General features: G+C 72.3%; 10 protein-coding genes. 6 read left to right on the top strand and 4 right to left on the bottom strand.

The features are described from left to right. The first annotated feature begins 37 nt into the window (after window positions 1–37). Window positions 38–439 carry a nuclear transport factor 2 family protein gene (locus tag FXF51_RS45220; RefSeq protein WP_148440970.1) on the top strand — a complete coding sequence of 134 codons (402 nt, stop codon included), beginning with the start codon at window positions 38–40 and terminating at the stop codon, window positions 437–439. A gap of 7 nt (window positions 440–446) precedes the next feature. Here FXF51_RS45220 and FXF51_RS45215 read toward each other — a convergent pair whose 3' ends face one another. Both FXF51_RS45215 and FXF51_RS45210 read right to left on the bottom strand, forming a co-directional pair. Next, a complete protein-coding gene (locus FXF51_RS45215) occupies window positions 447–1094 on the bottom strand; it encodes a hypothetical protein (protein WP_148440969.1) in 648 nt (215 codons plus the stop codon). A 79-nt stretch (window positions 1095–1173) separates the two neighbouring features. Then, complete coding sequence (locus tag FXF51_RS45210; RefSeq protein ID WP_262380262.1) at window positions 1174–1899, bottom strand: helix-turn-helix transcriptional regulator; 726 nt, start codon at window positions 1897–1899, stop codon at window positions 1174–1176. A 133-nt stretch (window positions 1900–2032) separates the two neighbouring features. Here FXF51_RS45210 and FXF51_RS45205 point away from each other — a divergent pair, with 133 nt between their 5' ends. Further along, window positions 2033–2239 carry an MbtH family protein gene (locus tag FXF51_RS45205; protein WP_148440968.1) on the top strand — a complete coding sequence of 69 codons (207 nt, stop codon included), beginning with the start codon at window positions 2033–2035 and terminating at the stop codon, window positions 2237–2239. A gap of 1 nt (window position 2240) precedes the next feature. On the opposite strand, the gene FXF51_RS45200 is transcribed toward FXF51_RS45205, so the two are convergent. Then, complete coding sequence (locus tag FXF51_RS45200; protein ID WP_148440967.1) at window positions 2241–4868, bottom strand: methyltransferase; 2628 nt, start codon at window positions 4866–4868, stop codon at window positions 2241–2243. Window positions 4869–4966: 98 nt separating this feature from the next. Here FXF51_RS45200 and FXF51_RS45195 point away from each other — a divergent pair, with 98 nt between their 5' ends. The 4 genes from FXF51_RS45195 (at window position 4967) to FXF51_RS45180 (ending at window position 11155) form a co-directional block, all read left to right on the top strand. Further along, a complete protein-coding gene (locus tag FXF51_RS45195) occupies window positions 4967–5590 on the top strand; it encodes a TetR/AcrR family transcriptional regulator (RefSeq protein WP_148440966.1) in 624 nt (207 codons plus the stop codon). Beyond that, window positions 5590–7326 (top strand): ABC transporter ATP-binding protein, encoded by a 1737-nt coding sequence (locus FXF51_RS45190; protein ID WP_187414934.1) that lies wholly within the window; start codon window positions 5590–5592, stop codon window positions 7324–7326. The genes FXF51_RS45195 and FXF51_RS45190 overlap by 1 nt, the downstream gene beginning before the upstream one ends. After that, a complete protein-coding gene (locus FXF51_RS45185; protein ID WP_316247670.1) occupies window positions 7323–9275 on the top strand; it encodes an ABC transporter ATP-binding protein in 1953 nt (650 codons plus the stop codon). The genes FXF51_RS45190 and FXF51_RS45185 overlap by 4 nt, the downstream gene beginning before the upstream one ends. 134 nt (window positions 9276–9409) lie before the next feature. Next, window positions 9410–11155 carry an N-acyl-D-amino-acid deacylase family protein gene (locus FXF51_RS45180; RefSeq protein ID WP_148440965.1) on the top strand — a complete coding sequence of 582 codons (1746 nt, stop codon included), beginning with the start codon at window positions 9410–9412 and terminating at the stop codon, window positions 11153–11155. A gap of 4 nt (window positions 11156–11159) precedes the next feature. Here FXF51_RS45180 and FXF51_RS45175 read toward each other — a convergent pair whose 3' ends face one another. Next, window positions 11160–12035, bottom strand: coding sequence for a hypothetical protein (locus FXF51_RS45175; RefSeq protein ID WP_148440964.1), 876 nt, complete (start codon window positions 12033–12035; stop codon window positions 11160–11162). Window positions 12036–12073: the final 38 nt, after the last annotated feature.

Raw genomic sequence — 12073 nt, 5'->3', positions numbered from 1 at the left:
GGCTTGTCAATCATGAGGTGTGTGGCATGGTGGCCCCATGGGGCCGGATCCGCACCCGAACGCCGAGCTCGCCCGCTGCCTCTACGAGTTGATCGAGAATGGCGATATCAACGGTTATCTCGATCTGATCGCCGATGACGCCGTTTTTCACGTCGGTGGGAACAGCATTGTGGCAGGCGAGCATCGCGGTAAGGAGGCGATCATCGAGCTTGGCCGGCTCGCGCTCGCGGAAACGAACGGCACCTTCAAGACCCGGCTGCTTTCCGCGGAGGGCAACGACTCCTATGCGGTCACCCTCCATCGCTGGACGGCGGAGCGTCGAGGGAAGCGGATCGCCATGGACAACTTCAACGTCTTCCACATGGAGCGAGGGCTGGTCACGGAACGCTGGGAGTATGTGGCTGACCAGCGAGCGCACGATGCCTTCTGGCGTCCGTAAGCGGTGATCACGGCGTGCGGCCCGCGACGCTTCGCCAGCTCACGGTCACGGTGCCCGCCAGCAGGACGATCCCCGACAGCACGCCGCTGAGGATGGGCACCCAGGCCGCGACGGACGTCGGCGCGAGGACGAGGCCCGCGATGCCGAGCAGGGTGAGCACCGCGCCGGGGACGGCGATGTCCCAGCTCTTCCAGATGGGGGCCAGGACGACGAAGTGTACGCCCACCACCAGCGCCACCCACGCCACGTTGGCCTGCTCGGGGGCTTCCAGCGCGGCGAGCACCCGCAGGCCGCCGAACAGCATGATCGCCTCCACGACCACGACGGCGACATAGCCCCGCCCGAACATGCCTCCCCGGGGAGCGCCGCCGCCGTCCCGCTGCGTGCGGGCCTCCTGCGGAACGGGCAGCGTGCGGGCCCCCTGCGGAACGGTCGGCGTGCGGGCCTCCTGCGGAGCAGGCTGTGCGCGAGGTTCCTGTGGGGCGCCGCCGGTCCGCTCTCTGCGGGCGGCGGTGAACCACAGGGCGAGGACGGCGACGGCGGCCAGGCCCGCGATCACCCGCAGCACGAGCACCGCCGTGCCGCTCAGCGGGTCGTGCGTGTTCACGAAGACGAAGACGGCACCGAAGACGGCGCCGATGAGCAGTCCGGTCATGCGTTGCATGCTGATCATCCAACAGCCTGCCGGCCCATCCCCGCGCGGGCCCTGAGCCGAGTACGAGGTCGGGCTGGCCCTACCTGACCGCCCCCCGAAGGTAGGCGAGCACCGCCAGCACCCGCCGGTTGTCATCGGCCGTGGCCGGGATCTCCAGCTTCGTGAACAGGCCGGCCACATGCTTGCCCACGGCCGCCTCGGTGATCGACAGCGCCCGCGCGACCGCGCTGTTGGACCGTCCCTCGGCGATCAGCGCGAGCACCTCCCGCTCGCGCGAGCTGAGCTGGCGGGTCGGCTCGGTGACCTCGCGGGCCCGCTCCCACGTCTGCTCGAACAGGTCGATCAGCGCGGTGATCAGGCTCTGCTGCCTGATCGCGAGCGCTCCGGGCGAGTAGGCGACGGGCGTGAACTGGAGGAACGCCACCGCGCGGTCGAAGATGATCAATTGCTGGATGGGCTGGTCCACCACCCGGTGCAGATCGCCGGCGGCGTGCAGTTGCCTGATTCTGGACACCTTGCGTGGCTCGTCGAGCACGTCGGCGTGCACGATCGTGCGCATCCTCAAGCCGCGCGCCAGGGCGTCGAGGTTCTCGCGCCGGCTGATGCCCTCGTGCCGCTCCGTCTCGGCCGGCCCCACCGGCTGCATGGCGCGCACCTCGCGGGCCGTGGCCGCCGCCTCCAGGATCCGCTGCCGGACGAGTTCGCCGTCCTCCAGCCGTTCGACGTCCACGGGCAGGCCCCGCAGCTCGCTGACCACCTCTTCGAGCCGGCGGGCGAGCTGGCCCAGCGGCATGCTCTCTTCCACAAGCCTCCCTTCTCCCAAGAACTCGGCCCATGTTAGACAGACCGCCGGAAAAGGGGCGTCTCCGTGCACTTGCCAACAAAATTAGGTATGCCTAACCTAACCATGTGCAGCCGGATCACCCTGTGGAGGTTCTGTGACGAATCCCTTCGACGACGAGAACGGCATCTTCCTCGTCCTCGTCAACGACGAGGGTCAGCACTCGCTCTGGCCCGACTTCGCCGACGTGCCCGCGGGCTGGCGGGTCGCCTTCGGCCCGGGTCCGCGTGCCGACGCCCTCCAGTACGTCGAGGAGCACTGGACCGACATGCGGCCGCTCAGCCTCCAGCGCGCCACGAGCTGATCTACTTTGTAAAGGGCGCGGGAGGGTCGTCCAACGGGTCGAAGCAGAGCACGATCTCGCCCAGGGCCGAGCCCTCCCGCGCCGCCGCCAGCGCATCCCGCACCCGCGCCGCGGGATAGGCGCTGAACGGTAGCGGCAGGCACCCGCCGTCCCGGGCTGTCGCACTGCCCGACATGACCTCGGCGAACACGTCCGGATCGGACGGGTCCGCGGCGCCGAGGTGGACGTAGCGGCCGTCCGGGTTCAGCGCGCGCTCCCAGCCGGACGGCGCGGGCCCCGCCATGACGTCGGCGCCGCGCCCGTCCGTCAGCCGCAGAACCTGGCGGGGCGCGTCCGGGGCGAGGGCGTCGAGGACGCGCCACGCGCCGAGCGTCAGCAGGAGGTCGCGCTGGGCCGGGGTGCGGGCGGCGGCGATGACCCGGGCGCCGCAGTGAAGGGCGTGCCGCAGCGCCGCAAGGCCGGGACCCGTGGCGTCGTCGTGCAGGAGCAGGGTTTCGTCCGGCGACAGCTTGGCCTGGACGGTCAGGGCGAGATGGGCGTGCAGGTGCGGCAGCGGGACGGTGGCTGCCTCGGCGTCGCTCGTCCCCGGCGGGGTGCGGGTGAGGAGGCGGGCCGAGGCGAGGGTGTGGGAGGCGGGCGTGCCGGAGGCGAGGCCGGACACGCGGTCGCCCGGCCTGACGCCCGTCACGTTCGTGCCCACGGCGGTGACCCGGCCGGCGCAGGCCCACCAGCCGGGCCCGGACCCGGGTCGACCGTGCAGGGTGGCGGCGTGCACCTCGATGGTCACCATGCCGGGGCCGGGTGGCGGAGGCGGGCTGGTGCGGGTCCATGCCGGTGCGGTGGCGTCGAGCGCGCAGGGGGTGAGGGGGGTGGGCGGCTGTTCGTGGATGACGAAGCGGCCTCTCGGGGTCAGGACGATCTCGTGGTCGGTCGGGGTGGCCAGGAGCTCGTGGGCCAGCCTGCGGGCGTCGGTGGCGAGATTGCCGCCGGGGTGCAGGTTGATGCGGGGGAGGTGCAGGCCGGGGTGTTCGCGGGCGATGGATCTGGCGGTCTCGTGGAGGGTCGTGTCCGGTGGAGAGGGGCGGGTGACGACGTAGAGGGAGCGGTTGATGGAGGTGGGGAGGCCGGTGATGGCGCGGGCGATGGTTCGCAGGGCGCGGGTGTGAGGTGGTTCGGCGCCGGGGTGGGGCCGGTGTCCGGACGAGGGGACGAACGTGACGGCGACCCTCTTGTCGGAGGGGCGGCCGGACATGAGCTCTCGCCAGCGGTCCGGCTCCTGAGCGGCGAGCACCGCGACAGCCCCCTTGCTCGCAGAGCCGCCCGACGCGCTCGCGTCCGGCGCGACCAGTAGCTCCGCGACCGCCCCGGCCAGCGGCAGCCCGTCCTCGCCTTCCGCCACGATGATCCACCGGGTCTCGGGCGCGGCGGCCGGCAGGTCACGCGCCCGCGCGCGGGCGCGGGGGCGGGCGGCGAGCAGCACGGAGAAGGCGTCCCGGGCGGGCAGGGCGTCGTCGCTGGTCTGGACGACGTGCGTGAAGCCGCACTCCCGCAGCAACGGCGCCCACTGCTCGCGCCGCAGCAGCGACGTACGTGGCCGCAGCGGATCGTTCTCGGCGGGCCAAGCGTGCGACAGCGCACCGGGGCCGGCCAGCAGCAGGCCCGGGTGGTGGGTCTCGACGGCCAGCAGGTGCCCGCCGGGTGCGAGCAGGCTGCGGACGCGGTCGAGCGCGGCGGGCAGGTCGCGGGCGGTGTGCAGGGTGTCGGCGGCGATGACCACGTCGAAGGCGCCGGTGGCCAGGCCCTGGGACGTGGGGTCGGTGTCGAGGTCGAGCCGCTGGTGGTCGAGGAGGCCGGAGCCGGAGAAGCGGTGGCGGGCGGCGGTGAGGGCGGACGGGTCGGGGTCGGTGAAGGTGTAGCGGGTGAGCCGGGGTGGCAGGAGGGGGAGGAGGGCGGCGGTGGTGGCTCCGGTGCCGCCGCCGATCTCCAGTACGCGGAGGGGACGGTCGCCCGGCCAGGCGGCGACGATCTGGCCGAGGAGGGCGCGCACCAGCCGTTCGGTGAAGCGGGAAACGGGCGTGACGTCGTGCGGATACTGGCGCGCCAGCTCCGCGAGGTCGTGCTCGCCGCGGAGCACGGCGGGGAGGTGGCGTCCCATGCGGGCGGCCAGGGCCACCTCGGTGACGAACGCGGGATGCCGCAGGAGGAGGCCGCGGGTGAGCTCGGCGGGGTCGGCGGGGACGGCGAGGCGCCACCGGCCGTCCGGGGGGAGGCGGGTCGCGAGGCCGTGTTCGCGCAGCAGGTGGAGGAGGAAGGTGACGAGGCGGCGGTGGCGGGGGAGCAGACCGGCGGCGATGAGATCGTCCATGGTGAACGGGGTGGCGGTGGGGAGGAGGCGGGTGAGGGCGTCGGCGTGGCGGTGCAGGAGGGCACGGGTGGCCTCGGGAAGGAAGCGTTCGTAGCGGCAGGCGCGCCAGGCCGCGCGAACCTGTTCGATCTGCTCGCCGGCTCTGGCGAGGATCACGCCGGGCATGGGCAGCCAGCACGTCTCGCCCTCGCCGGGTGGATGCGGGGCGGCGCGGCGCAGGGCGATCGTCGGAAGCTGCTGCCCGGCATCGAGTTCGCATCGCATATGACTACTGTGCGTGCCTGAAGGGTCGCATTCCCGTCCGCTGTCCTCGCCATAAAACCACTTGAATGAGTGAGTACTCGCTCATTACGCTTCGCGGCATGAACAAGAGGCGGAGGGTGCCCGCCATGGCGCCGGAAGACCGCCGGGCCGCGCTGATCGCCGCCACCGTCCCGCTGTTGCGGGAGCACGGCGCGGCGGTGAGCACCCGTCAGATCGCCGAGGCGGCGGGCGTCGCCGAGGGCACGATCTTCGGTGTCTTTCCTGACAAGGCGACGCTGCTGCGGGCGGCGCTGATGTGCGCGTTCGACCGGCGTCAGGCCACGGACGCGCTCGCGGCCATCGGCGGGCGGCCCGGGCTGCGTGAGCGGTTGTGCGAGGCGGTCGCGACGTTACGGGCGGGGATGAGGGCCAATGCGAATCTGATGGCGTTCCCCCGCGAGCTGATGGCCGAGGACGCCGAGTTCCGCCAGCACATGATCGACGGCCGTCGCCGGATCCAGGGGGCGCTGGCCGCCCTGATGGAGCCCGATCGTGACCGGTTGCGGCGCTCGCCCGAGGCGGCGGCGCAGATGCTGCTGATGCTGGTCGCGGTGTCGGTGCATCCCGGCATCGACGCGGGCGGCGGCCTCGCGGACATGGCGGACGAGGAGATCGTCTCCGTGCTGCTCGACGGGTTGCTCGTCAGGCCCTCCCATACCCCCGACCCAGAAAGTCCCTGTTGATGCTGTTCCGACTGTTGCGGGTCCAGCTCAGGCCGTACCGGAGAGAGATCACGCTCGTCGTGCTCTTCCAGTTCGTGCAGACGCTGGCCACCCTCTATCTCCCCACTCTGAACGCCGACATCATCGACGACGGCGTCGTCAAGGGCGACACCGGTTACATCATGCGCATCGGGCTGGTGATGCTCGGTGTGACGCTCGTCCAGATCATCTGCGCGACCGTGGCGGTCTACTACGGCGCCAGGACCTCGATGGCCCTGGGCCGCGACCTGCGGGGCGCGATCTTCCACCGGGTGCAGCACTTCTCGGCGCAGGAGGTCGGCAGGTTCGGCGCGCCGTCGCTGATCACCCGGACGACCAACGACGTGCAGCAGATCCAGTTGCTGGTGCTGATGGCGTTCACCATGATGGTGGCCGCGCCGATCATGTGCGTCGGCGGGATCGTGCTGGCGTTGCGGCAGGACGTGACGCTGTCGTCGCTGCTGCTCGTCGCGCTGCCGGTGATGATCGTCATCGTGGCGGTCATCGTGGTGCGGATGCGCCCGCTCTTCCGTACGATGCAGGAGCGCATCGACCGGATCAACCAGGTGCTGCGCGAGCAGATCACCGGCATCCGGGTCATCAGGGCCTTCGTCCGCGACCAGTACGAGCGCGACCGCTTCGCCGATGACAACGACCGCCTGACCGAGGTGTCGTTGCGGGTCGGGCGGCTGATGGCGCTGATGTTCCCCACGGTCATGCTGGTGGTGAACGTCTCCAGCGTCGCCGTGGTGTGGTTCGGCGGCCACCGCATCGCCGACGGGGCCATGGAGGTGGGCGCGCTGACCGCCGTCATCTCCTACCTCATGCAGATCCTCATGTCGGTGATGATGGCGATGTTCATGTTCATGATGATCCCGCGCGCCGAGGTGTGCGCCGAGCGGGTCGAGGAGGTGCTGGCGACCGAGCCGACCGTGCACCCGCCGGCGGCCGCCGTCACGCGGGAGCGCCACGCCGGTGAGCTGGAGCTGCGGTCGGTGGACTTCCGCTACCCGGGCGCGGAGGAGCCGGTGCTGTGCGAGGTGAGCTTCGCGGCGCGGCCTGGACGTACCACGGCGATCATCGGCAGTACGGGCAGCGGCAAGACGACGCTGCTCAACCTTATCCCGCGGCTGTTCGACGCGACCGCCGGCGAGGTGCTGGTGGACGGCGTCAACGTGCGCGACCTCGACCAGGCGGCGCTGGCCGGGGCGGTCGGGCTGGTGCCGCAGTCGCCGTACCTGTTCACCGGCACGGTCGCCTCCAACTTGCGTTACGGCAAGCCGGACGCGACCGACGAGGAGTTGTGGCGGGCACTGGAGGTGGCGCAGGCCCGCGCGTTCGTGGAGGCGATGCCCGGCGGGCTGGACGAGCCGATCTCGCAGGGCGGCACGAACGTGTCGGGCGGGCAGCGGCAGCGCCTGGCGATCGCGCGGACGCTGGTGCACCGGCCGGAGATCTACCTGTTCGACGACTCGTTCTCGGCGCTCGACTATGCCACCGACGCGCGGCTGCGGGCCGCGCTGGCCGAGGAGATCGCCGACGCGACGATCGTGATCGTGGCCCAGCGGGTGAGCACGATCCGCGACGCCGACCGCATCATCGTCCTGGAGGACGGGCGCGTGGCCGGCAGCGGCACCCATGCCGAGCTGATGGACGGCTGCCCGACGTACAGGGAGATCGTGCTGTCGCAGCTCACGGAACAGGAGGCGGCAGCGTGACGACTCAGGCGCCGGCGCGGCGCCCGCAGCCCGGGTTCGGCCCGGGCCGGATGATGGGCGGACCGGCGGAGAAGGCGCTGGACTTCGGTGGCACGCTGCGCAAGCTGACGACGCTGCTGCGCCCGGAGCGGGCGCTGCTGATCGTCATCCTGGTGCTCGGCGCGGCCAGCGTGGCGCTGACGGTGACGGGGCCCAAGATCCTCGGCCAGGCCACGGACCTCATCTTCACCGGCATCATCGGTGAGCGGCTCCCGGCGGGGGCCACCAAGGAGCAGGCCGTGGCGGGGCTGCGGGCCGGCGGGCAGGACACGTTCGCCGACATGGTCGCCTCGATGAACGTCGTGCCGGGCCGCGGCATCGACTTCACTGCCCTGGCGCACGTGCTGGGCTGGGTGCTGGCGCTGTACGTGGTGGCGGCGCTGCTGGGCATCGTGCAGTTCCGGCTGACGACCGTGGTGGTGCAGCGGGCGGCGGCGCGGCTGCGCGAGCGGATCGAGGGCAAGCTGGCCCGGCTGCCGCTGAGCTACTTCGACGGGCAGCCGCGCGGCGAGATCCTCAGCCGCGCCACGAACGACACCGACAACATCGCGCAGACGTTGCAGCAGACGATGAGCCAGCTCATCTCGTCGGTGCTGACGGTCGTGGGGGTGCTGGTGGTGATGTTCTGGATCTCGCCGGTGCTGGCGCTGATCGCGCTGGTGACGGTGCCGGTGTCGGTGTACGTGACCGCCGTCATCGGTAAGCGGGCGCAGCCGCAGTTCATCAAGCAGTGGTCCTCGACGGGCAAGCTGAACGGGCACATCGAGGAGATGTACGGCGGGCACACGCTGGTCAAGGTGTTCGGCAGGCAGAAGGAGGCCGCCGAGACCTTCGAGGAGCACAACCAGGCCCTGTTCGTCTCCAGCTTCCGCGCCCAGTTCATCTCCGGCGTCATCCAGCCGGCCATGATGTTCATCGGCAACCTCAACTACGTGCTGGTCGCCGTGGTGGGCGGGCTGAAGGTGGCGTCGGGCTCGATCTCGCTGGGCGACGTGCAGGCGTTCGTGCAGTACTCGCGGCAGTTCAGCCAGCCGCTGACCCAGGTGGCCGGCATGGCGAGCCTCGTGCAGTCGGGTGTCGCCTCGGCCGAGCGGGTCTTCGAGCTGCTGGAGGCGCCCGAGCAGTCCGCCGAACCGGCCGGGCGGGCGGCGCCGGAGCGGGTCAGGGGGCGGGTGGCGTTCGAGAACGTGTCCTTCAGGTACGCCGAGGACCGGCCGCTGATCGAGAACCTGTCGCTGACCGTGGAGCCGGGCCAGACGGTCGCCATCGTCGGCCCGACGGGCGCGGGCAAGACGACGCTGGTCAACCTCGTCATGCGCTTCTACGAGGTGACGGGCGGCCGGATCACGCTCGACGGCGTCGACATCGCCGAGATGCCGCGCGAGGAACTGCGCGCGAACATCGGCATGGTGCTGCAGGACACCTGGCTGTTCGGCGGCACCATCGCGGAGAACATCGGCTACGGCGCGGAGGACGCCACGCGCGCGCGGATCGAGGCCGCCGCCGAGGCCGCCCACGTGGACCGCATCGCGCACACGCTGCCCGACGGCTACGACACGATGATCGACGAGGAGGGCGCGGCGGTCAGCGCGGGCGAGAAGCAGCTCATCACGATCGCGCGGGCGTTCCTGTCGGAGCCGGCCATCCTCATCCTGGACGAGGCGACCAGCTCGGTCGACACCCGGACGGAGGTGCTCATCCAGCGGGCGATGAGCTCGCTGCGGGAGGGCAGGACGAGCTTCGTGATCGCGCACCGGCTGTCCACGATCCGCGACGCCAGCCTGATCCTGGTGATGGAGGACGGGCGGATCGTCGAGCAGGGGACGCACGAGTCGCTGCTGGCGGCGGGCGGCGCCTACGCCCGGCTGTACTCGGCGCAGTTCGCGCAGGCGGTGGTGGAGGTCGACTGAGCGGGGTGGCGGCCTGGAGGTCGACTGAGCGGGGTGGCGGCCGGACACGCGTGCTGTGGACGCGGTCCGGCCGCCGCTCCATGTCGTAGGGTGTTCGAACGATCGCTCACCGTACGCGACAGCCGAAGGACGCGATGTTCGACTTGATCATCAAGGGGGGCCGCTGGTTCGACGGCACGGGGAGCCCCTCCGCGGTCCGCGACCTGGGGGTGCGGGCCGGGCGGGTGGCGGCCGTGTCGGCCGAGCCGCTGCCGCGGGCGGGCTGCCCGAAGGTGCTCGACGCGGGCGGCTGCTGGGTGCTGCCGGGCTTCCTGGACGTGCACACCCACTACGACATCGAGGTGCTGCTGTCTCCCGGGCTGCCCGAGTCCGTACGGCACGGCGTCACCACCGTCGTGCTGGGCAACTGCTCGCTGTCGGCCGTCTACTGCGCGGCCGACGACGCGGCGGACCTGTTCAGCCGGGTCGAGGCGCTGCCGCACGCCGCCGTCCTCGACGCCCTGAAGCGGCACCGCCGCTGGTCGGGCGCCGACGAGTACGTGCGGGCGCTGCTGGCCCGCCCGCTGGGCCCGAACGTGGCCGCCTTCCTCGGCCACTCCGACCTGCGGGCGTACGTCATGGGGCTGGGCCGCGCGGTCGGCGCCGACCCGGCCACGGGCGAGGATCTCGACCGGATGGCGGCGCTGCTGGACCGCGCCCTGGACGCCGGGTTTCTCGGGCTGTCCACGGTGAGCAGCACGCACTGCCGTCTCGACGGCGAACGGTTCCGGTCGGCTCGGCCGCCGTCCACGTTCGCGGGCTGGCGCGAGTACCGCGCGCTGCATCGGGTGCTGCGGGCGCGCGGCCGGGTCCTGCAGAGCGCCCCCGACACCGCCAGGCCGTGGAGCAGCCTGCTGTTCCTGCTGGCCAGCGCGGGGCTGGGGGTGCGGCCCCGGCTGAAGACGTCGCTGCTGGCGGCGCTCGACCCGAGGGCCGCGCCGGTGCTGCCGACCGTGCTGCCCGCCGTGCTGACGCGCGCGACCGCGCCGGCCAACCGGCTGCTGGGGGCGGAGGTGCGCTGGCAGCACCTGCCGGTGCCGTACGAGCTGTACGCCGACGGCATCGACCTGGCCATCTTCGAGGACTTCGGCGCCACCGCCGCCGCGCTGCACCTGCGGCAGGAGGCGGAGCGGGCGCGGCTGCTGTCGCGGCGCGCCTACCGGCGGTGGTTCCGCCGCGACTACGACAGCCGTTTCCGGCACCTGTACGACGCCGCCATCGTCTCCTGCCCCGACGAGGCGGTGGTGGGCCGGTCGTTCGGCGAGGTGGCGGGCGAGCGCGGGCGGCACCCGGCCGAGACGTTCCTCGACCTCGTGGTGGCGCACGGGTCGCGGCTGCGCTGGCGCACCACGATCGCCAACCACCGGCCGCACGTCCTGGACCGGCTGGCCCGCCATCCGGCGGTGCACCCGGGGTTCGCCGAGACGGGGGCGCACCTGCGCAACATGGCGCACTACAACGTGCCGCTGCGGCTGCTGCAACGCGTCGTGTCCGCGCAGGCGGCGGGCCGGCCGTTCATGACGGTGGAGGAGGCGGTGCGCCGGCTGACCGGCGAGCTGGCCGACTGGTTCGGGCTGCGGGCGGGCACGCTGCGCACCGGCGACCGGGCGGACCTGGTCGTGGTGGATCCGGCGGGGCTCGACGACCGGCTGTCCGGCTACCACGAGGCGCCCATGCCGGACTTCGGCGGCGTGCGGCGGATGGTGAACCGCAGCGACGCCGCCGTCAGGGCGGTGTGCGTGGCGGGCGAGCCGGTCTTCGAGGACGGCGCGTTCGCCGCCGGTTACGGGAGCGCGCGGCGCACCGGCACGTTCCTGGGCGCCGACCACAGATGCGCGTGACCCCTCACGGGGTCGCCGGCTCCGCGGGCCCTGCGGGCTCATCAGGCTGCGCGGGCCCAGCGGACGCGGCGGGCTCCGTGGGCAGCGGTACGGGCGTGACCGGCCGGTTGCGCGGGTCGGCGAGGTCATGCGCCGACCGGGCCAGCCAGGTCGCCATCAGCACCCCGGCCGCCGCCGCGAGGCTGTAGTAGAGGCTGCCGGCGTCCACCAGCATCCAGCCCACCGCCAGCACGAGCATCGGCAGCACCAGGGACGTGATCCCGTACAGGTACGTGACGAACGGCCAGCGGCCGTCCCACCGCTGCGCCCGCAGCACCAGCACCATCCACACGAGCTGGCCCAGCGCGCAGAGCAGGGAGAACAGGCCGAGGTCCACGCCGAGCTCGTCGGTCAACGCGACGACGACGCCGCCTCCGTACGCGAGCACCCCGGCGACGCGCGCCACGCCCGCGTACTCCAGGCCGTCGCCCAGCACCGGAGGAAACAGCAGCACGACCGCGAGCATCAGCAGCGAGTCCAGCGCCACCGCCCACCAGGGCCAGCCGGGCGCGATCGGGTAGAGCAGCCAGGCCGCCGCGGCGGCGTACAGCGCCACGCGCAGCCGCTGTGCCTGCGCGGTCGGTTCGGGCGGCGTGCCCGCGCGCGGGCCGCGCAGGCAGACCCACAGCGCGCAGGCCCAGGGCGCGCCGATCAGCAGCATGGTGGCCACGTTCTGCGGCGTCGCCTCGACGACCTCCTCCACCTGCGCGAACACCGTCAGCCGCCACAGGGGGGCGAGGTCGCCGGTGGTCAGGGCGAGCGCGGCGGTGATCAGGAGGGCGGCGACGTAGAGGGCGGTGACGAGCAGGGCGGGGACGCCTAATCGGTGATGGCGGGGCACTTCACTTCCCGGGGGGTCAAGATCGGATTCGAACGCCT

Source organism: Nonomuraea sp. PA05 (genome assembly GCF_008086045.1).
GTDB lineage: Bacteria > Actinomycetota > Actinomycetes > Streptosporangiales > Streptosporangiaceae > Nonomuraea > Nonomuraea monospora.
This window is presented reverse-complemented; position numbering and strand designations above follow the sequence as displayed.

What these genes read in the sequence shown, in the direction of transcription:
- FXF51_RS45215 (WP_148440969.1), bottom strand. Translation starts at nt 1,094, where the DNA reads ATGACCGGACTGCTCATCGGCGCCGTCTTCGGTGCCGTCTTCGTCTTC.
- FXF51_RS45200 (WP_148440967.1), bottom strand. Translation starts at nt 4,868, where the DNA reads ATGCGATGCGAACTCGATGCCGGGCAGCAGCTTCCGACGATCGCCCTG.
- FXF51_RS45180 (WP_148440965.1), top strand. Translation starts at nt 9,410, where the DNA reads ATGTTCGACTTGATCATCAAGGGGGGCCGCTGGTTCGACGGCACGGGG.
- FXF51_RS45220 (WP_148440970.1), top strand. Translation starts at nt 38, where the DNA reads ATGGGGCCGGATCCGCACCCGAACGCCGAGCTCGCCCGCTGCCTCTAC.
- FXF51_RS45190 (WP_187414934.1), top strand. Translation starts at nt 5,590, where the DNA reads ATGCTGTTCCGACTGTTGCGGGTCCAGCTCAGGCCGTACCGGAGAGAG.
- FXF51_RS45195 (WP_148440966.1), top strand. Translation starts at nt 4,967, where the DNA reads ATGAACAAGAGGCGGAGGGTGCCCGCCATGGCGCCGGAAGACCGCCGG.